Annotated in this window: 22 protein-coding genes; 12 read left to right on the top strand and 10 right to left on the bottom strand. The window is 51.1% G+C overall.

What is annotated here, in order from left to right; genetic code table 11:
- Window positions 1-1,311, top strand: coding sequence for a c-type cytochrome (locus QMZ30_RS00965; RefSeq protein WP_283225982.1), 1,311 nt, complete (start codon window positions 1-3; stop codon window positions 1,309-1,311).
- A gap of 422 nt (window positions 1,312-1,733) precedes the next feature.
- On the opposite strand, the gene QMZ30_RS00960 is transcribed toward QMZ30_RS00965, so the two are convergent.
- Window positions 1,734-1,937 (bottom strand): con-10 family general stress protein, encoded by a 204-nt coding sequence (locus QMZ30_RS00960; RefSeq protein ID WP_034822638.1) that lies wholly within the window; start codon window positions 1,935-1,937, stop codon window positions 1,734-1,736.
- 843 nt (window positions 1,938-2,780) lie between these two features.
- Between QMZ30_RS00960 and QMZ30_RS00955 the strand changes: the two genes are divergently transcribed.
- The gene (locus QMZ30_RS00955) at window positions 2,781-4,355 is read left to right on the top strand and encodes a methyl-accepting chemotaxis protein (protein WP_283225981.1); all 1,575 of its coding nucleotides are present in this window, start codon (window positions 2,781-2,783) and stop codon (window positions 4,353-4,355) included.
- Between the two features lie 310 nt (window positions 4,356-4,665).
- Here the strand turns inward: QMZ30_RS00955 and QMZ30_RS00950 are convergent, their stop codons facing one another.
- Together QMZ30_RS00950 and hpxD are read right to left on the bottom strand one after the other, a co-directional pair.
- Window positions 4,666-5,631, bottom strand: coding sequence for a PDR/VanB family oxidoreductase (locus tag QMZ30_RS00950; RefSeq protein WP_283225980.1), 966 nt, complete (start codon window positions 5,629-5,631; stop codon window positions 4,666-4,668).
- 11 nt (window positions 5,632-5,642) lie between these two features.
- Window positions 5,643-6,674 carry a molybdenum cofactor-independent xanthine hydroxylase subunit HpxD gene (gene hpxD / locus QMZ30_RS00945; RefSeq protein WP_502921460.1) on the bottom strand — a complete coding sequence of 344 codons (1,032 nt, stop codon included), beginning with the start codon at window positions 6,672-6,674 and terminating at the stop codon, window positions 5,643-5,645.
- A 139-nt stretch (window positions 6,675-6,813) separates the two neighbouring features.
- Here hpxD and QMZ30_RS00940 point away from each other — a divergent pair, with 139 nt between their 5' ends.
- Window positions 6,814-7,719, top strand: a complete 906-nt coding sequence (locus QMZ30_RS00940; protein WP_283225979.1) for a LysR family transcriptional regulator — start codon at window positions 6,814-6,816, stop codon at window positions 7,717-7,719.
- Here QMZ30_RS00940 and msrA read toward each other — a convergent pair.
- The 4 genes from msrA to QMZ30_RS00920 form a co-directional block, all read right to left on the bottom strand.
- Window positions 7,716-8,249, bottom strand: coding sequence for a peptide-methionine (S)-S-oxide reductase MsrA (gene msrA / locus QMZ30_RS00935; protein WP_283225978.1), 534 nt, complete (start codon window positions 8,247-8,249; stop codon window positions 7,716-7,718). The genes QMZ30_RS00940 and msrA overlap by 4 nt on opposite strands.
- A 92-nt stretch (window positions 8,250-8,341) precedes the next feature.
- Window positions 8,342-9,124 carry a type I methionyl aminopeptidase gene (map, locus tag QMZ30_RS00930; protein WP_283225977.1) on the bottom strand — a complete coding sequence of 261 codons (783 nt, stop codon included), beginning with the start codon at window positions 9,122-9,124 and terminating at the stop codon, window positions 8,342-8,344.
- Window positions 9,121-9,366 (bottom strand): ParD-like family protein, encoded by a 246-nt coding sequence (locus QMZ30_RS00925; protein ID WP_039337220.1) that lies wholly within the window; start codon window positions 9,364-9,366, stop codon window positions 9,121-9,123. The genes map and QMZ30_RS00925 overlap by 4 nt, the downstream gene beginning before the upstream one ends.
- Window positions 9,367-9,571: 205 nt before the next feature.
- Window positions 9,572-9,757, bottom strand: coding sequence for a con-10 family general stress protein (locus QMZ30_RS00920; RefSeq protein ID WP_072016973.1), 186 nt, complete (start codon window positions 9,755-9,757; stop codon window positions 9,572-9,574).
- Between the two features lie 202 nt (window positions 9,758-9,959).
- Between QMZ30_RS00920 and QMZ30_RS00915 the strand changes: the two genes are divergently transcribed.
- From QMZ30_RS00915 to QMZ30_RS00895, 5 genes are all read left to right on the top strand, one after another.
- Window positions 9,960-10,559, top strand: a complete 600-nt coding sequence (locus tag QMZ30_RS00915) for a helix-turn-helix transcriptional regulator (RefSeq protein WP_283225976.1) — start codon at window positions 9,960-9,962, stop codon at window positions 10,557-10,559.
- A gap of 194 nt (window positions 10,560-10,753) precedes the next feature.
- The gene (locus QMZ30_RS00910; RefSeq protein WP_283225975.1) at window positions 10,754-11,431 is read left to right on the top strand and encodes a response regulator; all 678 of its coding nucleotides are present in this window, start codon (window positions 10,754-10,756) and stop codon (window positions 11,429-11,431) included.
- A 115-nt stretch (window positions 11,432-11,546) separates the two neighbouring features.
- Entirely contained in the window at window positions 11,547-12,269 is a 723-nt protein-coding gene (locus QMZ30_RS00905; RefSeq protein ID WP_283225974.1) for a YoaK family protein, read from the top strand.
- A 205-nt stretch (window positions 12,270-12,474) separates the two neighbouring features.
- Window positions 12,475-14,343, top strand: a complete 1,869-nt coding sequence (gene bglF / locus QMZ30_RS00900; RefSeq protein ID WP_283226305.1) for a PTS beta-glucoside transporter subunit IIABC — start codon at window positions 12,475-12,477, stop codon at window positions 14,341-14,343.
- Between the two features lie 15 nt (window positions 14,344-14,358).
- Window positions 14,359-15,753: a glycoside hydrolase family 1 protein gene (locus QMZ30_RS00895; RefSeq protein ID WP_283225973.1), complete on the top strand. Its 1,395-nt coding sequence runs from the start codon at window positions 14,359-14,361 to the stop codon at window positions 15,751-15,753.
- Window positions 15,754-15,783: 30 nt separating this feature from the next.
- Here QMZ30_RS00895 and licT read toward each other — a convergent pair whose 3' ends face one another.
- Window positions 15,784-16,647, bottom strand: a complete 864-nt coding sequence (licT, locus tag QMZ30_RS00890) for a BglG family transcription antiterminator LicT (protein WP_283225972.1) — start codon at window positions 16,645-16,647, stop codon at window positions 15,784-15,786.
- A 339-nt stretch (window positions 16,648-16,986) separates the two neighbouring features.
- Between licT and fliD the strand changes: the two genes are divergently transcribed.
- The 4 genes from fliD (at window position 16,987) to QMZ30_RS00870 (ending at window position 19,958) form a co-directional block, all read left to right on the top strand.
- Window positions 16,987-18,402, top strand: a complete 1,416-nt coding sequence (gene fliD / locus QMZ30_RS00885) for a flagellar filament capping protein FliD (protein WP_283225971.1) — start codon at window positions 16,987-16,989, stop codon at window positions 18,400-18,402.
- Window positions 18,403-18,674: 272 nt separating this feature from the next.
- Window positions 18,675-19,301 carry an ATP-dependent Clp protease proteolytic subunit gene (locus QMZ30_RS00880; RefSeq protein ID WP_283225970.1) on the top strand — a complete coding sequence of 209 codons (627 nt, stop codon included), beginning with the start codon at window positions 18,675-18,677 and terminating at the stop codon, window positions 19,299-19,301.
- Window positions 19,302-19,311: 10 nt separating this feature from the next.
- Window positions 19,312-19,626: an ArsR/SmtB family transcription factor gene (locus tag QMZ30_RS00875; RefSeq protein ID WP_283225969.1), complete on the top strand. Its 315-nt coding sequence runs from the start codon at window positions 19,312-19,314 to the stop codon at window positions 19,624-19,626.
- Window positions 19,623-19,958, top strand: coding sequence for an SRPBCC family protein (locus tag QMZ30_RS00870; RefSeq protein WP_283225968.1), 336 nt, complete (start codon window positions 19,623-19,625; stop codon window positions 19,956-19,958). Before QMZ30_RS00875 ends, QMZ30_RS00870 begins: the two co-directional genes overlap by 4 nt.
- Before the next feature lie 56 nt (window positions 19,959-20,014).
- Here QMZ30_RS00870 and QMZ30_RS00865 read toward each other — a convergent pair whose 3' ends face one another.
- On the bottom strand, window positions 20,015-21,211 hold the full coding sequence (locus QMZ30_RS00865) for an MFS transporter (protein ID WP_349306819.1): 1,197 nt from the start codon (window positions 21,209-21,211) through the stop codon (window positions 20,015-20,017).
- Between the two features lie 90 nt (window positions 21,212-21,301).
- Complete coding sequence (locus tag QMZ30_RS00860; protein ID WP_283225967.1) at window positions 21,302-22,939, bottom strand: methyl-accepting chemotaxis protein; 1,638 nt, start codon at window positions 22,937-22,939, stop codon at window positions 21,302-21,304.
- Between the last annotated feature and the right edge of the window lie 131 nt (window positions 22,940-23,070).

The raw sequence follows: 23,070 nt of genomic DNA, 5'->3' as shown, positions 1-23,070 counted from the left end.
ATGAAAAAGACCAAACTGATTGCGGGCGTGGCGGTGGTCGCTGCGGCGGTTGCTGCGGGTATGCTGTGGGTCAACGGCGATACCTCAGCGGATAACGTCGCCAGCGACACGGTATTGACCAGCCAGCCGCCCACGGCAGCAGATAGTGCCGCTATTGAACGTGGACGCTACGTCGCCATCGCCAGCGACTGTACCGCTTGCCATACCATGCCGGAGAGCAAGTTGCCATTGGCTGGGGGTTATAAGATTAGCACCCCGTTTGGTGGCATTTATGCCAGCAACATTACGCCGGATACCGAGACCGGGATCGGCAGCTGGACAGAACGTGATTTCTTCCGCGCGGTGCGTCACGGTAAAGGTAAAGAGGGCGAACATCTCTATCCTGCCATGCCATACAACGCTTACGTGAAGCTGACCGATAAGGATATGCATGATCTGTGGATGTATATGCGTTCGGTGAAGCCAATCCATTATCAGGTGCCGGAAACGAATCTGGGCTTCCCGTATAACATTCGTCTGGCCATGATGGGCTGGAACCTGCTGTTCTTCAAAAACGCTGGATTCCAGGTGGATAACAGCCAGTCGGCGCAATGGAATCGCGGAGCGTACCTGGTGGAAGGACCAGAACACTGCGCAGCCTGCCATACGGCGAAAAACCTGATTGGTGGCGACAGTAGCGATTATCTGCAGGGCGGCAATCTGGGCGAGTGGCATGCGCCTGATATCACGCCTAATCCACATACCGGCATCGGTAGCTGGTCCGAGCAACAGGTGGTGGACTACCTCAAGCTCGGCAGTAACCACGTTGCGGTTGCGTCAGGCCCTATGGCTGAGGCGGTGACCAACTCAACGCAGCACCTGACGGATGATGATCTCAAAGCGATCGCGGTATATCTGAAACAGGTGCCGGCATCTACCACCTCTTTGCCTCAGCCACTCTCTCTGGATAATGCGCAGATGAAGATGGGGGAGAATGTCTACTCGGCCAACTGTACTGCCTGTCACAACAGCGACGGTAAAGGGATCCCCAATCTTGCGGCGAGCCTGGCGGGCAATCCCGGCCTGTTAGCCGATGATGCCTCTTCCATTATCACCACGGTGTTGCAGGGTGGGCGCGGCGCTGTGACGGCCGGTAACCCCACCAGTGGTGCGATGCCTTCCTTCGCCTGGAAGCTCTCTGACGAGCAGGTGGCGGCGGCAGCAACGTATTTACGCAATAGCTGGGGGAACGCAGCTAAACCGGTGAGCGTTGAAGAGGTTGCCAAAGCACGCGCTCAACTGGCACTCCCGGAGCAGATGGCATCACACTGAGTGAGGTAACTGACAAAGGCTGTCATCTCTCTGGAGGTGGCAGCCTTTTTTGTTGGCTGTAGGGGAGTGCTGTGCTGCTGATTTTACTTTTCCGGTTTAGTAATTAATTAAACTACTGACATTGTAATTACCCTGAAGGTGTACAGTTTGTTGGTGTCTGTACAAATATGTTGGTTAATTATTGATTGTTTATTTAATCAGGAATTTTAAATGATCATTAATAAATAAAGAGAAAATCATTAATAAGCGAAGCGGTAATTAGTGAGAAATCGATCAAGAAATGATCGATTTTTTGAGGGGTTCGATAGGAATAACTCTCCTGGCGAAGCTAATCTTGCATTTAAGCGAAGCGCTAATACACGACAGGAGAGTGTTGTGAAGAAGGTTAGCCAGACTAACCCTGTATTATCTCAGATAGAGTGTTATTTACGGCGGCTGATCTTTCCTCCTTTCCTGCCGGCCTCTACGGCACGGTTAGGATCATTTTTAAAATTGCCGCCGCTCACCTGGCCTCCCTTGCGGCCTGCTTCAGCTGCGCGTTCCTTATCCTCGGCGAAGTTTCCTGTGCCCCCACGACGTTGCGTCTTTTTCTCTTCCTCTTCAGGATGCTTGTTAGGGTCCGTCATGCGTTCTCCTCGTTATATTCATACCAACGTAAAGCAAAATAAATGTAGTGTCGTTTTTACCATAATCAAGCCAGGATTAATCTTAAGTTTTAATATTTTTGGCTTTGTTTGTTTAAGTCTACGTCAATTAACGCCTATTTTTATGTGTGGCAGAAAGATAATTCATTGTTATCGCATTTTATGCCTCTAGTAAAGTCTGTTGTTGGTATATATAAGCGAAGCGGTAGTTGGCTTACTATTAGGTTCTTGAAAACGAGTTGCTAAAACGGTGTTGAGTTGCGATCATTCTTCCACAGGTTAATAAAGAAAGAAGATCTTTAAATTAACGCTTCGCTTATTAACGCCACTTTAGTCATCAGAAATGCGTAAAAATTGATTCGCAAGCTAAGCATTTAACGCTGCTTTTGCAGGCGCGTTTTCATGATGAAGCCTGCGAAGGATCACTAAAGTGCCAGCTGGGTGCGATTGGACAGTTGCATTGAATGTTAATGAATAACTATTAACAGAAATTATTGATAGTTCGCTAAAAGTGACTTTATGTTAATCGAATGCCAGGTAACGAGTGAGATCATTGGTTTAGTAAATAATGTCTTTAAATTAAACACATGATGATTTCCAAAAATAGTTCAGTTTAACTGATCAAATTTATTTTTTAACATATACACACTAAGTAAATCCTCTTGGGTCATTAAGTAACAGTTAAGTAAAACTATTAAGGTTAACGTCGTCACTGACGATAACAACAACGATGCTGTTGATTCATGATGGCGTCTATTCTTTTATCGGCTTTTAAAAGACACCTGGCAATTTATGACTTATCAATAAAATCATTGAGGTTTCTAAATGGACGTAGTTCAAGGATTTTCACGTAATGTAAAATTACGCACCAAACTTATTATTTCCTCGCTCATCAATATCGCGATGTTGCTGCTGGTCGCAGCCATGGGACTGAATTCACTATTCCTGGCACAAACGGGAGTTAATGGCATGATGAAGGATGATTACCCGACCATCTCATTGGGTAATCAACTGATCGCTGAGATCAATGCGACCATACAGCAGCAGGCTTTGCTGTTGAGCCCCATTGACGAAGAGCGGCGAGCCACTATCATGAATGGCTTACAACGTTCAACCGGGCAGATCTCCGAGATATACCGAAAACTAGATGTATTGGCGAGTGACGAAGAGTCACTGGCATATTTGAAAGTGCTAAATGAGAAACGTGCTGCTTATTTGCAGGTGCGTAATGAATTCCTGCAACTCCTTAAACAGAATCCCGCAAAAGCACTGGACTATTATCTCACGACCATGGCTGCAAGGCAGGGTGAATATACGGGTGAGGTTCAGCGTTTCATTGCGCTTCAAGAGCAGCAGATGAATGGGTCTTATAATAATTTTATGGGGTCTTATCACAGTACGAAAATTTCCATGGTAATTATTTTTATCGTGGCTATTGGACTTTCGGCTGTGCTCGGTTGGATTATTATCCGTTCGATTACTGTTCCTCTGAAAAATGTTATTAGCTTCCTGGGTCGTGTAGCGGATGGTGACCTCAGCTCTGGTTTTTACGAAAAGCGTAAAGATGAAATGGGAGAATTAATTTGTGCCATTCAGCAAATGCAGGAGAAGATGTCGGAGATTGTCAGCAATATACGCATTAGCGCCGAACAGATTTCCGGTGGTGCCAGCGAAATCATGTCGGGCACTAACGATCTTGCTGCACGCACGGAAGAGCAGGCCAGTTCAGTAGAACAGACGGCGGCATCCGTTGAGGAATTTACCGCGACCATCAGTAATACGCGAAACAACACCCATTTCGCAGCGGGATTGTCGCAAAAGGCGGAAAGTGCAGTAGAAGAGAACGCCAGCATGATGAATAATGTTTCGACTAAGATGGCTGAGATTCATGATTCTGCAGGCCGTATGGCCGAGATTATCAATCTTATTGATTCTATCGCGTTCCAGACCAATATTTTGGCGCTCAATGCAGCAGTTGAAGCCGCCCGTGCAGGCGAGCATGGCCGTGGTTTTGCTGTGGTAGCACAGGAAGTCCGTGCGCTGGCACAGAAAACAGCCACTTCATCACATGAAATTCGTCACCTGATTGAAGAATCCTCCACACGCATTGTCGATGGACGTGACATGGTGGCGGATGCCAACAAACTGATGTCAGAGATGATGTCGAACGTGGTGAATATGAAAGAAGTGTTGTCACAAATTAACCAGGCCAGCGCTGAACAGGCTGATGGTATCAGCCAGATTAATACCGCGATCAGCCAAATCGACATCACCACTCAGCAGAATGCCTCTCTGGTCGAGCAGTCGCTGGCAGCTTCGGCCATGTTGAGCGAGCAAGCAGCCAATATGGTGCAAAGCGTCAGTGTGTTTACACTGCGGAAACACGTGACCTTGCCGTGATGCTTGCCAGTTAAGGACTTAGGCTGCTTATTGATAAGCGGCCTTTCTTTTCAGTGCGGGCTCTGCCGCCACTACTGCCCCCTCTGGGCCGTCCTCGCGCCGCTAAAGCGGTACCTTCGACTTCCACGTCGTGCCGGACGGACCGTTCGCGGATGACCATCCATGGTCGGCCGCGAACTGACCCACGCCTCCCCGCGTGGGGCTCCTGGCCCAACGTAAAAGTCTCAGCGCTGCGGATAGCCCTGAGGGTGCAGCAGAGGCGTCAGAGCTTCAGGCAATGTGCCCTTTTTGACAACCCGCACTCAATAAGTCACAAGTCGATCACCAGGTTCGCTGACTTACTGCGTGAGCAGCACAATGCAATGTACTGCTCAGCGCCGGATTTTTCGGCGTCAGACTGAACGGTATCGCGGTGATCGATCTCGCCTTCAGTGACACGCGTCAGGCATGCGCCGCACATGCCCATTTCACACGAGAGCGGCACATCGACACCGTTTTCCAGCAGCACACGGGCGATGGTTTGATCGGGAGAAACAATGCATTGCTGCCCGGTACGGGCAATCGTGACAGTGAAACCTTCATCAATAGCCATTGATGTGGGAAGCGCGGGCTTAAACGCTTCGGTGTGAATATTCTCACTGCGCCAGCCGCGAGCTGTGGCCTGCTGCGAAACCTGCGTCATGAACTCTTGCGGGCCGCATAAATAGAGATGGGTATCCTCCGCGATCGTCAGCAACTCGGCGGGAAGGTGGTCGCGTGGACTGTGGCCTTCACTGCTGTACCAGATTTCACAAAAACCGTGCGCAAAGGGCTTTGATAGCTGCGCCAGAAAGGCTTCATCGCCACGCTGTTTCACATAGTAGTGCAACACAAAGGGCACGCCAGACAGCTCCAGCGCTTCCGCCATGGCATACAATGGCGTGATGCCAATACCGGCGGCCATTAGAATCACTTTGCCTGCAGGTTGCAGGGGAAACAGATTGCGGGGTGCCGATATATTCAGCACCTGACCCGGCCTCAGCGAGTCATGCACGTAACGCGATCCGCCACGTGACTGACGATCGCGCGCAATACAGATTTGATAATGGCTGCGTACGCGGCTTTGACCGGTCAGCGAGTATTGACGAATCAAACCATCACGTAAATGAACATCAATATGTGCACCCGGCTGCCATTCGGGCAGTGGCTGACCATTATCCGCGACCAGATTGACGCTCAGGTTATGACGACCCTGACGGTAGATACCATCCACTATAACCTTCAATTCTGTTTTCATGGGCGCCTCCACTACACCAGGAAGAATTCACCAAAGCCCATGCGTTTCAGGCCACGACGATAGGCGATGGAACTGCGGTCTGCCGGAATGTGCGCTTCCAGCGCCAGATCCAGTGGCAAACGTTCCGGTTTTTGCGTTTCGACCATCAAACGGTCTTCTTCAAACACCTTTAGATTGAAGGCGTGCACGTCTTCCACTGGCACGTGCAGATCGAAATTACGCGCGATGGGGGCAAACATCCGTGTTTTCCGGGCAGATACCGGAGAAGCCGCGTTCATAATCACCAGCCGTGATTCACCAGGAAAATGGATGGTGAGTGTGGCGGTAAAAGGCAGATGCATTTCAAAATGGCGCAACCATTCAAATCCTTCAGGGGCTTGCTGCGGACTGTCGGCGGCGAAGTTGCTCACAGAGCTCCAGTAATCCACGGCAAAACCGGTGTCGGTTTCAACGGGGTTGTAAGCCGGCACGACCTGATTATTGGGGTCGGCAAAGGTTTCAGTGTGCACCCACGCAAAATGTGCCACATCCAGGAAACCTTCCACCTGACGGCCAGCGAACCCATCTACTTCAAAACCGGGGCAGTTAATCTGCTGGAAACCGACGTCGTCCCAGTGAGGCATACTCGGCAAAGGTGACGGATTATCCGCATCGGGCGCGATGCACACCCAGATCAACCCGAAGCGCTCTTCGACTTGATAACTGATCAAATTGAGCTTGGCAGGAATCGGCTGACCTGGGCTGGAGGGGATACGGTTGCAACGCCCATCATCACCAAAGCGCAAGCCGTGATAAGGACAAACCACGCCCTCTTCATCATGAAAGCCGAGTGTTAATGGAACGCCGCGATGCGGGCAGACGTCCCGTGCAACCACGACTTTGCCATGAATCCGATAGACCACTAATTGCTCGTCCAGCAGGACAGCTTTACCCGGCGCGCCAGTGATATCGCAGGAGCGCGCCACAGGGTGCCACTGACGCGCCAGGCGCAGCCAGTCATCGGGCTCGAAGGTACAATGTGCAGGAGGAGTCGGTGTATGCATGGCGATGTTCCTGTTAGTGGCTCACAAAAGGCGCTGCTGAAAGACTTCATTTTTGTCAGGACATTGTGAATAATTAGCCCTGTACAAATCCATCAGTAAGAATTCACTTAACTGTTGCAAAAATCAGTACAGGTGGCGCATGAGTCCGTTTTCACGTTTTTCAATCTATTTTGCGGAAGTCGCGCGCAGCGGAAGTTTGCGTAAAGCAGCTGAGAAACTGCATGTCTCAGCATCGGCGATTAACCGGCAGATATTGCAGGCCGAGGAAAGCTTTGGCACGCCGCTGTTTGAGCGCTTGCCAGAAGGGCTGCGCATGACCACTGCCGGAGAATTGCTGTACGACGATGTGATGCGCTGGCAGCGGGAATTTCGCGTGACGCGGCAACGCTTCGACGATATTCAGGGTTTAAAACGCGGCAATGTCAGCGCGGGTTTGGTGCAATCACTGACCAAAGGACCGGTAGCAGATGCGATCGGTGACATGGCACGTGAGCATCAGTGGCTCCGGCTTGAACTCACCGTGGATAACAGCCACGCCATTAGTCAATTGATCCGCCAGTCGGCGATCGATTTTGGTCTCATTCTCGACCCGGCGGGGCAGAGTGGGTTGGATGTGCTGGCGTTTGCCGAACTGGAGATGGGCATTGTGATGGCACCTTCCCATCCGCTGAGCAAACAAGATTCGCTGTCACTGAGTCAGTTGAGCATGGAACGTCACATCATTCCCGGTGATTCACTGGTGGTGCATGAACGCGTGGCGGCGTTATACCGTAAACAGGGCATGGCGCCGGATAACCGTATCGCCTGCAATGATATTCGGTTGATTCGGAGTTTGGTGGCGCAGGGCACAGGGGTATGCGTGCTGAGTTTGTTGGATGTGATGACGGAAGTACAAGAGAAGCAGCTCTGTTTTGTGCCGCTTAAAAACAGCGTGATGCGCCCGCTGACGCTGGCACTCTGTACGGCGCCGTCGCGTCAGTTGTCACGGGCGGCGCAGAACGTGATTCAACGCATCACGCTGGTGATTGATCAGATGGGGCGTTAAGCGTCAGTGGCCTGCTTCGGGAACTTATTACGCAGCTTTTGCAGTTTCGCTGGAATATTCATCATGCAGAAGGCGTTTTCCTGCCCCTCTTTTTCCCAGAAATTCTGGTGATAATCTTCAGCCGCATACCACTCTGCCAGCGGTTCTAAGCGCGTCACCAAGGGTTTCCCGAGTTCGGCTGCTGCGCGGGCAATGCCTTGTTCAGCGGCGATGCGTTGCGCATCGCTGTTGGGGAACAAGGAGGAACGATAGCGGGAACGGACGACGCCATCTTTGATATTTTCCTGCGTCGCGTCATGCGTGGCGAAATGGATATCGAGTAAGTCGGCGTAGCTGACAATCGTCGGATCAAATTCGATTTTAACCGCTTCCGCATGACCGGTGGTGTCACTGTAAACCTGGTCGTAAGTGGGCGATGGCAGATGGCCTCCGATGTAACCACTCTCCACGCTTAACACGCCATCAATTGACTGGAAAATCGCTTCGGTACACCAGAAACAGCCGCCGGCAAAAATGGCTTGTTCACGCATTAACTTGAATTCCTGATCGCAGAAAAATGATGGTGCGCATCTTACAAGAACCCGACAAGCTATTGTAGACGCGCCCTGTATGACGCCCGCTTTTAAATCGCCGCGTAATCGCCTGTTCCCTCTGGCCAGGGTGTTAACAAGTCAAACCCCGTTTCGGTGACTGCGACAGTATGTTCCCACTGCGCAGACAACGAACGATCTTTGGTGACCACAGTCCAGCCATCAGACAGCACGCTGGTGCCCGCTTTGCCAGCGTTAATCATCGGTTCGATGGTGAAAATCATGCCTGCTTTCAGTTCGAGGCCGGTACCCGGTGTGCCATAGTGCAGAATTTGTGGTTCATCATGATAGACCTGACCGACACCGTGCCCGCAATATTCACGAACCACCGAGAACCCGGCTTTCTCCGCCACTTGCTGAATGGCGGCGCCGATATCACCTAGCGTGGCACCGGGTTTCACCACCTTAATGCCCGCCACCATCGATTCGTAGGTGATTTCGACCAGGCGTTTCGCGCGAACAGAAGGTTCACCGACGTAATACATGCGGCTGGTATCACCGTACCAGCCGTCTTTGATAATGGCGACGTCGATGTTTACGATGTCACCTTGCTTGAGCTTTTTGTCGCCAGGAATACCATGGCACACCACGTGATTCACCGAGGTACAGGTGGTGCGGGTATAGCCGTGATAGCCAATGTTGGCGGGCACGACTTTCAGCTCATTGACGATATAGTCGTGGCAAATGGCGTCCAGTTCATCGGTGGTCACGCCCGGTTTGACGTGAGGGGTGATAATTTCAAGCACTTTTGCTGCGGCTTGTCCGGCGGCACGTGCCAGTTCGATTTCTGCAGCGGTGTGTAATTTGATGCTCATTGCGCGATTCCTTGCGAAGTGTAAGTAGGCTGGTCGAGCAACTGTGCTAAATCAGCGCCGCCGTCGCGTTCGACGCGCATCAGCAGGCGCGTCAACTCATGATGACTCAGATGGGGATAAAGTTCGGCCAACATACCGATTTTCATCCAGTGTTCAGCCTGCGCATTGATCGAACGGCTCAGCGCGGTGCTGGCAACGCGGAGATTCTCATGCATCAGGTCCGATATTTTAACGATACCCATTATCCAGTCCGTATATGAAACACATATGTTTTATATATAGGTTACGTGCATTTTTGCATTGTGCAAAGAAAAAATTGGCAGGGACAACCACGCTTTAGATAGGGCAGGGTTAACAGCAAATGGGATGATGAGATGGTCAGGGGAGTTTTATTCATTGAATTGAAAGGATGAAGCCAGTCCCTGGCCGATAACATCCTAAAGCGCTTTATTCAGACTTCGTTGGAGGACGGCGACTTATTTTGCCTCCTTTCCGACCCGCTTCAACGGCGCGTTCAGGATCGTTTCTGAAGTTGCCTCCGCTGGCTTTGCCTCCTGCTTTGCCCGCTTCTCTCGCACGAGCAGGATCGTTAGCAAAATTCCCTGCACCGCCTCTGTAGCTCTGTTGTTTCATAGGAAGACCTCGTATCAATGTTCCAAGAGATTTGAGGACTAGCTAGTCACGCCATAATTTTAGTGTGTCGCTGCCGCTGCGCCAGTGAGCGGCAACGCAATTTTTGATTTGTAAGCTTTATCGTACAAAAAAAACGTTACTCTCCGATTTTAAAAAAACAGCATTCACGATTTAATGTTTTTTTACTCTTCTGATAATCATCATGAATATTTTAAATATCGATGCAAACTATTGGGCTACGCAGGGATTATCTGCATTGCTGAATGAGAAGGGGCATCAGTTGTTGGCTTGTGCCTCTATCAGTGAAGCGAAGCACGTGCTGATTTATCAGCGTGTTGATGCGCTAATTCTTGAACTCAAAACCGAGGTTGATGATGTAGAAGCCACCTATGTCTTCCTGCGTTTGCTACAGTCGTTGTATCCTCATGTTAATGTGGTGATTTTGACAGAAATAACGGATTCAGCATTGCTCAATTTCTTTGCTAATGGCCTGTCTTCTGTCACTATTTTGTCTAAAACCATTTCTTTGAAAAAGATCATTCAGGGTTTAAACCTGTCAGGTGAGAGCAACGGGAATATCCGGTTTAGAGGGGGGGATTCTTCATTGTCACCGCAGGAATTCAATATGTTGAAATGGTTTTCACAATATAGCAGCCAGCGAGAAATTGCTATGCGGCTTAACCTTAACAATAAAACGATCAGTCATTATAAACGCTCCATTTCCTTAAAGTTGCATTGTGGGAATAATGTTCAGTTTCATGATTGTTTGATGAAGTATGGTTTTAATCGGAACATTTTATAACATTCAATTTTTGGTTTTGTTCTGTGTTCTTCCTGAATATCATTCAGTCAGTGAATCCCTACCCGTCAAATAGAAAACGCTGACTCAGAATATGCGGGTGCCGCGCTATGCGCATTGAGCATAAATCAGGATCATCTGCCGTTTAACAGGTCTTTGACGGGGTGAATGTGATGAGCTGTCCGGTAGGTGAAAAAATGGCAGTGGTGCTGCTGGATGACCATCCAATGATTCGGTTATCTTTGGAGATGGCTGTCAGTAACCAACATGATATGCAGATCGTGGGGAGTTTTGGCCACAGCCGCGACCTGTTGCACTGGTTGCAGCAGCATCAGGTTGATGTGCTGGTGCTGGATTATATTCTTGGGCACGATGAGTTGGATGGCTTATCACTGATTAAACTGATTCTCACGCATCACCCTCATTTAAATATTCTTCTCTACTCCTCTATGGAGAATCTGGCAGTGATACGTGCTGCATTTCAGCGCGGTATAAAAGGTTACCTTTCTAAGAGAGAAGACGCTAAAACCTATTTACAGGCATTGCGCGTGGTGTGTCGTGGCCAGCGCTTTATCCCGGAACAGATTGGTATCGAATTAGCCAAAATTCCAATGCGTAAATGCGACGGAACCGTATTAGATATGCCGGCAGCAGAGAAAAATGATCTTTTGATATCACGACTGGATAGCATGCTTTCTCCACGTGAAGCGGAAGTGATTCGTTGCATTCTTGATGGCATGAGAAATAGCGAAATCGCAGAAAAACTCAAGCGCAGCCGCAAGACCATCAGTGGGCACAAACAAGCAGGAATGAAAAAACTGGGTATCAACAGCGATCTGGAATTGTTTAAATATCGCGATGACCTTTTCTTTTGAAACATCCACCGCGCACACTGTGAGTCTCATCGAGAAAAAAGCATGTATCCCTGACGCTTGAGAATTTCCGTTCGCAGGAGGAAAATATCTTCCTTTACCAGGGCCGGGAAATGTCATGCTGATCACCTCTGAAAGTACGCGTACATTTAATACCGATATTCGCCTGGCTTGTACGCTAGCGGCGGTAGCGGGTGCGCTTAATACTGCTGCATTTGAGACGGTGGGTTTTTTCTCCGCCAACATGACGGGCAACGTCTCCTCTCTCTCCGACCATCTGGCAAAAGCAAATTTGCACGTCGGCCTGTTTTTTCTGCTGATCGTGCTGCTGTTTATTGCGGGTTCGTCGGTATCAACGATGATTATTAACTCGGGGCGCAGGCGGAAAATTCAGGGTATTTACGCTATCAATATTCTGCTGGAAGGCGTGGCACTATTAGCACTTGGCGTGGTTGAAAGCTGGTTTCGTTTCAGTGAATCAGGTGTTTTACTGATTTTGAGTCTGAGCTTTCTGATGGGATTGCAAAATGCTGTGGTGACACGCATATCCAACGCACGTGTCCGCACCACCCATGTATCCGGCACGGCAACGGATATTGGCATTGAATTGGCGATGTTGTTGGATGTGTTGCGCCGTAAGGAATCCCCTAAGGAAGCACCACTCTATATTGAGCGTCTTAAGCTGCACTTTTTCACCGTGCTGGCCTTTCTCGCGGGTGGTGTGCTCGGTATTTTGCTGCTTCAGGCATTGAGTTATAAATTTTTAATCGTTATCGGCGTATTACTCACTGCACTGGCGCTATCGGCGTTGCAGCGTGCCGGATCTTTGCTTCATTCTTGAATGAGAGTTGATGCACCTCACATTTTTCAGTGCATTTTTAGAAAACTCCTTGCTACTTTTTAGCGCAGCTTAGCAAGATAGCCTGCGTTAAGGATTGTTACTGTTCGGCAGGCAAAACCTGAGGCGCGCCCTTTCTCGATGTGAGAGGGCGCGCCTCAGGTTTTTTTTTGCACGAAATTCGGGGCGTTTTGCAGGAGAAAGAGTGATGCAGTATCAGGAACTGGCAGATGACATCGTCGCAGGCGTGGGCGGCAAAGAGAATATCCTCAGTGTGATGCACTGTGCGACCCGTTTGCGTTTCAAATTGAAAGAGAGCCAAAAGGCGCACACGGCGACGCTGAAAAACAATCCTGGCGTGATCATGGTGGTAGAAAGCGGCGGGCAGTATCAAGTGGTGATAGGCAATCAGGTGGCAGACGTTTATCGCGCGCTGACTACGCGCTATGCGCTGGATAATCAACCTGATGCCGAAGATGGTGCACCGCAAAACCTGTTTGCCCGCTTTATCGATCTGGTTTCCGGGATTTTCACCCCGTTTATCGGTGTGATGATCGCCACGGGCATCATTAAAGGCCTGCTGGCGCTGGCGTTAGTGTTAGGTGTGATGGAGGTGAGTAGCGGCAGTTATAAAGTGCTGTTTGTTGCCAGCGACGGCCTTTTCTACTTCTTGCCGATTCTCTTGGGTTACAGTGCCGGGAAAAAATTCGGCGGCAATCCTTTTGTCAGTATGGCGATTGCCGCGGCGCTGGTACATCCGCTGATTCTGGAAGCATTGCAACAGCAGCAGGCCGGTCAGCCCCTCACTTTTGTCGGCATTCCATTAGAGATCCTCAATTACAGCTCATCGGTGATCCCGATTATTTTCGCAGCATGGGTCTCCAGCCGAGTTGAGCGTTGGGTTCATCCGCGTTCACCGAGTGCGGTACGCAACTTCACCACGCCGCTCGTCTGCTTGTTGATCACGGTGCCATTAACCTTCCTCGCCATTGGCCCAGCCGCTACCTGGTTGAGCCGCATGCTGGCAGAAGGCTATTTATGGATTTACAGCCTCAGCCCAATGATGGCCGGAGCCGTAATGGGAGCCATCTGGCAGGTGTGCGTGATTTTTGGTCTGCACTGGGGATTGGTGCCGATTATGCTCAACAACCTGGCCAATTTCGGTCACGACACGCTGTTGCCGTTGCTGATGCCCGCGGTGTTGGGCCAGGCCGGTGCCACGCTGGGCATTTTCCTGCGCACCCGCGAGGTGAAACTCAAAGCAATGGCAGGTTCAGCTTTCACCGCCAGTATTTTCGGCATTACAGAACCCGCCGTTTATGGCGTCACGTTACCGCGTCGTCGTCCGTTCATCTTTGGCTGTGTAGGTGGGGCATTGGGTGCCGCCATTCTTGGCTTCTGGCACACCACCATTTACTCATTCGGCTTTCCCAGCATCTTCACCTTTATCCAGGTGGTGCCCGGCAGCGGTATTGACGCCAGCGTACTGGCCGCCTTCGGCGGCGCGACGGTTGCCCTGTTGTTTGCCTGCGTGACGACCTATCTGTTCGGATTGCAGGAGTCGATGCCGACAGTTACCGTCCCGGAACCAACCGTTGTGCCCGCGGCAACGCCACTGACGCGCCGTGAAAGCGTGCTCAGCCCGATTGTGGGCGAGGTCATTCCGCTAAACGAGGTCAAAGATGAAACTTTCGCCAGCGGCTTACTGGGTAAAGGCGCGGCCATCATGCCGCAAGTCGGGCGCGTCGTATCACCGGTAGATGGCGTGGTGTCATCGATGTTTCGAACCGGTCATGCGATTGGCCTGACGTCCGCTCAAGGCGCAGAGGTACTGATTCACGTTGGGCTCGATACCGTGAAACTCGATGGACAGTATTTCCATCCGCAGGTCAAAAACGATCAGCCGGTGAAGGTGGGCGATGTGCTGCTGGAGTTCGATATCAAGGCAATCAAAGCCGCAGGTTACGACCTCACCACACCGGTGTTGGTGAGTAACAGTGATGACTTCATTGATGTGTTGACCCTTAACAACCGAACGGTAAGTGAAGGCTCACCGTTGCTGGCCGTACTGAAATAACCAAGGAGCAAGTAAATGACTACACGTTTCCCAGATGCATTCTTATGGGGTGGCGCTGTCGCTGCCAATCAGGTTGAAGGTGCCTGGCAGGCGGGCGGCAAAGGGCTGTCGACCTCAGATCTGCAACCTAAAGGGATATTCGGTGCGCGCGTGGAGCGCAGCGGTGATGATTTTGGCATCAAGGACACCGCGATTGATTTTTATCATCGCTTCCCGGAAGACATTAAGCTGTTCGCTGAGATGGGTTTTACCGTGCTACGGACCTCGGTCGCCTGGACGCGTATTTTCCCTCAGGGTGATGAAGCCGAGCCGAATGAAGAGGGCCTGGCATTTTACGATCGCCTGTTTGACGAGATGGCGAAATATAACATCACGCCATTGGTGACGCTGTCGCATTACGAAATGCCCTACGGATTGATCAAGCAATACGGTGGCTGGGGCAATCGCATCACTATCGATTGTTTCGAACGCTATGCGCGCGCCGTGTTTACCCGTTTCCAGCATAAAGTGAAGCTGTGGCTCACTTTTAATGAAATCAATATGTCGTTACACGCGCCGTTTACCGGCGTGGGCTTGCCGGAAGAGAGCGATCAGCAAGCCATTTATCAGGCTATCCATCATCAGTTGGTGGCGAGTGGACGTGCGGTGAAAGCATGCCACGAAATCGTGCAGGACGGAAAAATCGGCAACATGCTGCTGGGGGCATTGCTCTACCCATTGAGCTGTCGCCCGGCGGATGTGCTGGAGACGCTGCAACAGAACCGTGAATGGCTGTTCTTTGGCGATGTACAAGTGCGCGGAGCCTATCCAGCATATATGAAACGCTTCTTTGCCGACCGCGATATTTCGATCACCATCACTGATGCCGATAAACGCGACCTGCAGAACACGGTTGATTACATCTCTTTCAGCTATTACATGACCGGTTGCGTCACGACCAATGAAGAAGAGAACCAGAAAGCGCGTGGCAATATTTTGTCCATGGTGCCCAACCCGCATCTGGCCAGTTCGGAGTGGGGCTGGCAGATCGATCCTGAAGGACTGCGCATCCTGCTAAATATTCTGTATGACCGCTACCAGAAGCCGCTGTTTATTGTGGAAAACGGGCTGGGTGCTAAAGATGAAGTCGATGCGGATGGCAGTATTAATGATGATTACCGCATTCAATATCTGAACGATCACTTAGTGCAGGTGCGTGAGGCGATTGAAGATGGTGTCGAGGTGATGGGCTATACCTGCTGGGGGCCGATTGATTTAGTCAGCGCTTCTAAGGCTGAATTCTCCAAACGTTACGGCTTTATTTATGTCGATCGTGATGATGCCGGCAATGGCACGCTGGAGCGATCGCGTAAGAAGAGTTTCTTCTGGTATCAGGACGTGATTCGCAGCCATGGTGAGGCTCTAAAGTAATACGATGGCCGGGCGCAGTCGCGCCCGGCTTTATGCCTCGTCAGCATCTTCCTGCAAGGCCAACGTCTCTTTGCGCACGCGCTCGATATGAATCGTGAGAAACATGCGTTCTTCCGTCGACAGGGCATACAAATATTTTTGCTGTATATGTTGATCAATCTTCAGTGAGCACTGGTAAGCAAGGGGATATTTATCCCTTACCACGTCATGCAAAGACTCATCTTCACTGCAGACACCGCGTTTTCCGAGCATGCGCTGGGCGAAAAACTTTAGGTGATTGACGAAGCGGTTATAACTGAGGCTGTCGGTGCGGTAATCAAGTTGCAATCGATACTTCACGATATGCAAGATTTCCTGCATGAATTGGGTGACATGTGAGACATCTGCGAAGTCGCTGCCGAGTTGCCCGTTCACCAGATGTAGGGCGATAAACGCGGCTTCGTCATCAGGTAACGCCACGCCCAGGCGTTTATTGATCAGTGCCAGCGCTTCGATGCCCAATTGAAATTCTTTGGGATAGAGCGTCTTAATTTCCCATTTCAGCACATTACGGATGGGAATACCTTGCTGATGACGCTCAATGGCGAAATGGCAGTGATCGCAGAGCGCAATGGACAGACTCTCATGCAAAGGCTGGCCTAACTGCTGGCGCGCGTTGGCGATAATCAGTTCGCTGGTGGTGATCACGTCTATTGGAATATCCGAAAGTAATTCGCTGAGTCGTCCGGTAAGCGCATCACTTTGCAGCGCAAAGATCTTCTCGATCTGTTGCGTATCCAACTCATCCCCCACGCGTTTTTGAAAGGCCAGTCCGCGTCCCATGACCACTTGTTCTTTGCCATGTTCACCCAGCACGACCACGACGTTATTGTTAAGTATTTTCGCGATTTTCATTTTGTCTGCCCTGAAAAAGAAAAAACCCGACCCACCGGGAGGACGGCGTGTCAGGTTTTGCCTGCGTTGCACGCAGTAACAATCTGGCAAGATCATAAGCGGGCCAGCTTTTCCGACAAGTGTGGTGACCCTTAAATGTGAGTTACATCATGTTTTATTCAAATCGGACATTTTGCTGTTTAACACCGCAAACCCGCCTGCAATGCGGCTTCTGCACTGGTTTAGTGCGAAAGGTAAGGTTATTCGTAAGGATAGCGTAAAGAAATGATCAGTTTTTATTTAAGGTTTGCCTTAAGTTGCCGATAGTACCGTAACGTCAAAATAACAGGAGTTACGTACATGGCCGGGATTTCAACATTAGGTGTGGGTTCAGGATTGGGTTTAAGCACCATTCTGGACAAGCTGACAGCGGCGGAAAAGCAGTCGTTGGCGCCCATTTCCAAGCAGCAGTCCGCCGCAACGGCGAAGCTGTCTGCCTATGGCACACTGAAAACTGCAATTCAGGCTTTCCAGACGGCGAACACCAAATTAAAAGATGCCGCGCTGTACACGGCCACCTCGACCACTTCCAGCTCCAGTGCATTCAGCGCCGATACCAATGGCAATGCGTTGGCCGGAAAATATACCGTCAGCGTGGCGCATCTGGCACAGTCGCAAACCCTGACCAGTGAAAAATCGAATGATGTGAAAACCGCCATCGGCAGCGATGCGGCGTCACGCACCCTAAAATTTGTCACCGAAGATGGTAAAGAGCACAGCATCACACTGTCCAAAGAGCAGACCTCACTTTCAGCACTGCGTGACAGTATTAACAAGTCAAATGTCGGCATCAGCGCCAGTCTGATTAAGGTCTCCAGCACGGAGTTTCGTCTCTCTCTGACTTCTACCGCTACTGGTACCGAGCATGCGGTAAAATCGTTGAGCGTGACCGGTGATGATACGCTGCACAGTTTTATTGGTTTTGATGCGGCCGACCAGACCAACAGTGGGATGAAGCAGAGTGTTGAGGCGCAGAATGCCAGCCTGACCGTGAACAATGTGGCGATTGAAAGCAGTAGCAACACCATCACTGATGCGGTTGAAGGCATTACGCTGAAGCTGAATGACCAAACCACCGGCAATCAGACGTTAACGGTCAGCAGTGATACCAGCAAAGCAAAAACGGCGATTACCGAATGGGTCAATGCTTACAACTCCCTGCAAGACACCATCGGCAATCTGACGAGATACACGGCGGTGGATGCAGGGAAAGATCAGGACAGTAAAAACGGTGCATTGTTGGGCGACGGCACGCTGCGTAACATCCAGACGCAGCTAAAAAGTATTCTGGCGAACTCTTCAGGTTCTGGGGTGTATAAAACCCTGAGTCAGGCAGGTATCACCACGGACCCGACCAACGGCAAGCTAAAACTGGACGCGGACAAACTCACCAGTGCGATGAGTGTTCGTCCGGATGGCATACGCGATATGTTCACTGGCGACGGCAAGAAAACCGGCGTGACCACGGTGCTGGACACCACGTTTACCGCCTTTCTCAGCAGCAAAGGAGTGTTGCAGGGTGCAACCGATAGCATCAGTAAGAAGCTGAATCAGCTGACCGATCAGTACAACACTTCGAGTAAGCGTATTGATGACAAAATTGCGCGCTATAAAACCCAGTTCACCAATCTGGATAAGATGGTCAGCGTGCTGAATAACACCAGCAACTATCTCACCCAGCAATTCGAAAATATCAGCAACAGTAGCAAAAAATAATCTGCCAGTTCGTTAAGTTGTTGATGCGGCCAGTATGGCGTGATGCTTTTCAGTCGCCTGACGGTCGCCATAAATGGCGGCCCTACAAGAATGGGTGTGGTATTTCGTAGGGTGCGCATTCATGCGCACCGACATGAATATTCGCGCGATGCTCAAGAGGGCAGCAAGCGTAGTCCAGACCGTCTGCACTCCATCGGGATGACATAATTTCGCAAAACAGATAAGTAACTGCTAATGTGTTTGGGTGTTTATCACTTTCGTGGAGATCACTCATGCGCTATAGCCACACCGAACCTGCCTCGCCACCCTCTGCGGTGTCTATACCTTCCTCGTTGATGGAACACTTGATCAACGCGCGTAAAATTTTCATCACTGGCACCGTGGATGAAAAGATGGCGAAAGAGGTGGTGCAGCATCTGCACATTCTCGCGGCAATTAGTAATCTTCCGATTACGATTTTTATTAACTCTCCAGGTGGTCATGCGGAATCGGGGGATATGATCTTCGACGCCATCCGCTTTATCTCGCCAGAGGTAATCATGATTGGTTCGGGCTGCGTCGCGAGTGCAGGGGCGCTTATCTATGTTGCGGCCAAAAAAGAACATCGTTATGCGTTGCCCAACACCCGATTTTTATTGCATCAGCCTTCGGGGGGCATGCAGGGCCCGGCCAGCAATATGCAGATATACAGCAATGAAATCGTGCGCATGAAAAATCGGCTCAATGCTATCTTCGCCAGTGCAACTGGGCAGGCGCTTGAGACGATAGAACAGGATACGCAGCGTGACTTTTGGCTGAGTGCCGAGCAGGCTGTGGACTATGGTCTGGTGAGCAATGTGATTATCAGCGAACATGAAATCGCTGAACATCACCTTGCTGCTGATATAAGTGAATGCTAATGTCATTGACATGATTGAGAACGCGATATTCAAAGCACTGGCGGATCCGACCCGCCGTGCCATATTTGAAAAATTGTCGGCGGGGCGCCTGAATGCCACGGCGCTGCGCGAGGGCATGGAGATCAGCCAGTCGGCGATGTCTCAGCACCTCGCCGTACTGCGGGGAGCCGGGCTGGTACGTGAAGAGCGTCAGGGGCGATTTGTGAATTATGAAGTGGACCCGGTAGGGATGACTTTCCTGGTCAACTGGTTAGCTAAATATCGCGCATTCTGGCCAACACGTATTGAGGCACTGAAAAGCTTGCTGAAGGATATAGATCAATGAGTGAAGTCGAAAAAACTAACGAATTGGTACAAGAGTATCAACTGGATGCACCACCGGAAAAAGTCTGGCGCGCCATCAGTATCGCCGAATATCGCGAGATGTGGTTACCCGCTAACCTGTTGGCGCAGGATGAACCCCTTGCCAGTCATCCGGGGCAAGAGATCCGTTACCGCTTGCGTGACGATGAGCCTCCTTATTTGGAAAGTGAGGTCCGTTTCGTGATTACGCCTGATGATGCAGGTGGCACCGTGCTGACCATCGTACATCGCCTGAGCGATGCACGATTGCCGCCTGCCAATGATGATTTCAACACGCTTATGCTGGCCGCATAATTCCAGAATGGACTTTTTGGGAAAGGGCTCCCCAAAAAGTCCATGACTTTTATCACTCAGGCCGAGGTTCTGGCCTTCTCAACCTGTTTTGCTCCCGCCGCCCCAGCACACATCAGGGCCAATAACACCATCACCAGTACCGGCAACATCGCCATACGCAGGCCTGCGTGTTCGCCGATAAAGCCCAGTCCAGGCGGGCCCACCAGAAAGGCCAGATAGCCGAGGGTGGCGGCGAGGGTGACGCGAATGGCACTATTTTTGCCATCGCCTGCTGCTGAAACGGTCAGCGGGAAGCCAAGCGATGCGCCAACCCCCCAGAACAACACCGTTGCTGCGGCCAGACATGAGTTGTTGGAGAAAATGACCATCGTCAGGCCCAGTGCGGCTGAAAAGGCACTGGCACGTAGCACCCAAACGCGGCCGAGGCGATCCACCACATAGCCACCCAGGAAGCGTCCCACGGTCATTCCTGCGGTGAACCCCGCGTAAACCAACGTGCTCTGCGTGTGGTTGAGATTGTGACCGTCGATCATCAGCAACGGCAGCCAGTCGTTAGCAGAGCCTTCAGCCAGAGCCATGGCTAGAATGACGACGCCAAGCACCAGCAGTTGGCGATCGCGCAGTTCATGCCATACCTGGGCGAGGAAACCGCCGCTGTGTTGATGTTCGCTTCTTTCACTGTCGCTGGTGGCGGGTAGATGAGGCAGGGCAGCAGAGATGATCATCAGATTAACCACCACCATCAGCGCAAAGTGCCAGGTGATGCTAATATCGGCGGCCGTCATGGCAAGCCCCGACAACGCGCCAATCAGCGTACCGAAGCTGAAGAAACCATGAATGGTGGTCATGATCGATTTGCCTATCAGACGTTCAAAGGCTGCCCCTTCAACGTTAATCACCACATCGACCAGGGCGGTTCCTCCGCCGAGCAGCACCAGACTGGCGAACACCGCATAAGCGTTATGCAGCAGCAGCGAACTCAACATCACAACGATGCCAAACAACAGCAACGCGAAGCCGTAGCGCATTACGCGGCTGGTACCAAAATGGGCAATCAACTTTCCTGCCAGCAACACGCAGAGCATGGAGCCACAGGAAAAGCCAAACAGAATCATGCCCATCATTTCCGTCGAGGCGTGGAGAATGTCGCGCATGTAGGGCGTGCGGCTAACCCATGAAGCCCAGGTAAATCCGGGTAAAAACATCAGGCCATAAATCGCCCATTTGCCGCGTAACAGTTGCGCTGAAGTCACGGTTATCTCTCCTCCTTGATGAAACCCAGAAGGGTAGTGCGTTATGGGCGAGAAATCACCCCCCACGTTGACTACGCGGAGGGATCCCGATTAAAAGCTCTGCCAGTCGGCGTCGTTGACCACGGTTAACCGTTGCGGTCTGGGCAGTGTGGGCTTAATTAAAGCGGGCTGAGCAGCATCCTGCGTATCGTTAACATGGAATTTGCTCACCAACTGATTCAGGGTGCTGGCCTGCCCTTGCAGAGATTGTGAAGCCGAAGCTGCTTGTTCAACCAGTGCGGCGTTTTGCTGGGTCACATCATCCATCTGATTGACGGCCTGTTGCACCTGCGCAATACCCTGGCTCTGTTCCACGGCGGCTGCGGCGATTTCTCCCACCAGTTGGCTTACCTGATGAATGGCGTCATTCATCACGTCCATATTGCGACCAACATCACTGGCCTGATTCGCACCGGCCTCGGTCAAGCGGTGTGAATCCTCAATCAACAGTTTGATTTCACGTGCCGCGTTACTGGAGCGTTGCGATAGACTGCGCACTTCGCCCGCGACGACGGCAAAGCCTTTGCCATGTTCTCCCGCCCGGGCCGCTTCAACGGCGGCGTTAAGTGCCAGAATGTTGGTCTGGAAAGCGATGCCTTCGATAATCGAGACGATTTCTGTGACCTTACGTGAGCTGCCACGAATCTCGTCCATGGTGGAGAGCATGGTGGTCAGCGATGCGCCGCTTTTTTCAGACAGCACGCTGGCGTTAGCGGCCAGTTGACTCGCCTGGCGGGTGTTATCTGCCGTCTGGCGCACTGTTTCACTTAGCTCCGTCATGCTGGCAGCGGTTTGCTCCAGTGAAGCCGCCTGCTGCTCTGTTCGTGCGGAAAGATCTTCATTGCCTGCTGAAATCTGTACTGAGGCACTGCTGACAGATTGTGACGCTTTACGCACGGATGCGAGGGCATCCGCCACGCGCTGCATCAAAATGTTGAACGAGTGCGCCATGTTGCCGACTTCATCGCGGCGGCTCTCATCTGCGCTCAGTGTCAGGTCCAGGTTTTCGCTGGCAGTTAACATCACCTGACCCACGGCGCTCAAGCTGCGGCGAATACGCATCACGGTAAACAGTGAGAACAGGCCAAAAATCACCACGGTGGCGGCGACGCCTGCAATGGTGGTCCACAACACAAAATGGAAGGTGCTGCGGTTGGTGGCACGTAGCTCATCACCCACGGCAATATTCAGCGCCAGCTGTTTTTGATAATCGCTGATCATTTGGCGGATTGCCGCACCGATGCCGCTGTTACCCTCCAACAAGCCCAGGCTAATTTCATTTTGATGTGCGCGTGAAGCGGCTAAAAAGGCAGGTAGCTGCGCGGCTACCTGTTGGATATTGTCAAAAGCGACGTTGGTCAGACGCTTATCTTCATCATTGGAGATATCGTTGGTCATGTAGTAATCCGTCAGCGCTTTTAATCCCTTAATTTGCTGATCGATCTGTTGTTCCACCGAGGGCATGTTGCTGTCGTGCAATTGGCTTTGATGTTTATACAGCGTCAGCGCCAGTTGGTTGCTTTGGTCAATCAGTTTGCCAAGGTCCTTAATTGAAGGGATGGCGTTGGTTTGCACAAATTCAAAACGGTCCTGAAATCCGGATAGCAACGAGATAGCCAGCACGGCCTGCAGGATGATGGCGCCAAATAACATGGAGAGGGTCAGCAAAAGACGCTGGGAGATGTTCATCTTATTATCCTTAATCTAAAAGCACCCCTGGTTCAGGAAAATCAGGGAGTCGGGCAGATTAATAACCATCGGCAGATTGCGAGAATTCGTTAAGGTTTTTTTATCGGCGGGTGATAGGGGTCGCGTCATTC

This window comes from Pantoea sp. EA-12, from assembly GCF_030053355.1.
GTDB lineage: Bacteria > Pseudomonadota > Gammaproteobacteria > Enterobacterales > Enterobacteriaceae > Pantoea > Pantoea vagans_C.
Note: the sequence above shows the minus strand (reverse complement) of the source record. Positions and strands in the feature narration are given on the sequence as shown.

Coding starts and splice junctions, on each gene's coding strand:
- map (WP_283225977.1), bottom strand. CDS start 9,124: ATGAGCATCAAATTACACACCGCTGCAGAAATCGAACTGGCACGTGCC.
- QMZ30_RS00950 (WP_283225980.1), bottom strand. CDS start 5,631: ATGAAAACAGAATTGAAGGTTATAGTGGATGGTATCTACCGTCAGGGT.
- QMZ30_RS00955 (WP_283225981.1), top strand. CDS start 2,781: ATGGACGTAGTTCAAGGATTTTCACGTAATGTAAAATTACGCACCAAA.
- hpxD (WP_502921460.1), bottom strand. CDS start 6,674: ATGCATACACCGACTCCTCCTGCACATTGTACCTTCGAGCCCGATGAC.
- QMZ30_RS00965 (WP_283225982.1), top strand. CDS start 1: ATGAAAAAGACCAAACTGATTGCGGGCGTGGCGGTGGTCGCTGCGGCG.
- QMZ30_RS00860 (WP_283225967.1), bottom strand. CDS start 22,939: ATGAACATCTCCCAGCGTCTTTTGCTGACCCTCTCCATGTTATTTGGC.
- QMZ30_RS00915 (WP_283225976.1), top strand. CDS start 9,960: ATGAATATTTTAAATATCGATGCAAACTATTGGGCTACGCAGGGATTA.
- fliD (WP_283225971.1), top strand. CDS start 16,987: ATGGCCGGGATTTCAACATTAGGTGTGGGTTCAGGATTGGGTTTAAGC.
- QMZ30_RS00880 (WP_283225970.1), top strand. CDS start 18,675: ATGCGCTATAGCCACACCGAACCTGCCTCGCCACCCTCTGCGGTGTCT.
- QMZ30_RS00920 (WP_072016973.1), bottom strand. CDS start 9,757: ATGAAACAACAGAGCTACAGAGGCGGTGCAGGGAATTTTGCTAACGAT.
- msrA (WP_283225978.1), bottom strand. CDS start 8,249: ATGCGTGAACAAGCCATTTTTGCCGGCGGCTGTTTCTGGTGTACCGAA.
- QMZ30_RS00960 (WP_034822638.1), bottom strand. CDS start 1,937: ATGACGGACCCTAACAAGCATCCTGAAGAGGAAGAGAAAAAGACGCAA.
- QMZ30_RS00875 (WP_283225969.1), top strand. CDS start 19,312: ATGATTGAGAACGCGATATTCAAAGCACTGGCGGATCCGACCCGCCGT.
- QMZ30_RS00870 (WP_283225968.1), top strand. CDS start 19,623: ATGAGTGAAGTCGAAAAAACTAACGAATTGGTACAAGAGTATCAACTG.
- QMZ30_RS00895 (WP_283225973.1), top strand. CDS start 14,359: ATGACTACACGTTTCCCAGATGCATTCTTATGGGGTGGCGCTGTCGCT.
- QMZ30_RS00940 (WP_283225979.1), top strand. CDS start 6,814: ATGAGTCCGTTTTCACGTTTTTCAATCTATTTTGCGGAAGTCGCGCGC.
- QMZ30_RS00910 (WP_283225975.1), top strand. CDS start 10,754: ATGGCAGTGGTGCTGCTGGATGACCATCCAATGATTCGGTTATCTTTG.
- QMZ30_RS00905 (WP_283225974.1), top strand. CDS start 11,547: ATGCTGATCACCTCTGAAAGTACGCGTACATTTAATACCGATATTCGC.
- QMZ30_RS00925 (WP_039337220.1), bottom strand. CDS start 9,366: ATGGGTATCGTTAAAATATCGGACCTGATGCATGAGAATCTCCGCGTT.
- licT (WP_283225972.1), bottom strand. CDS start 16,647: ATGAAAATCGCGAAAATACTTAACAATAACGTCGTGGTCGTGCTGGGT.
- bglF (WP_283226305.1), top strand. CDS start 12,475: ATGCAGTATCAGGAACTGGCAGATGACATCGTCGCAGGCGTGGGCGGC.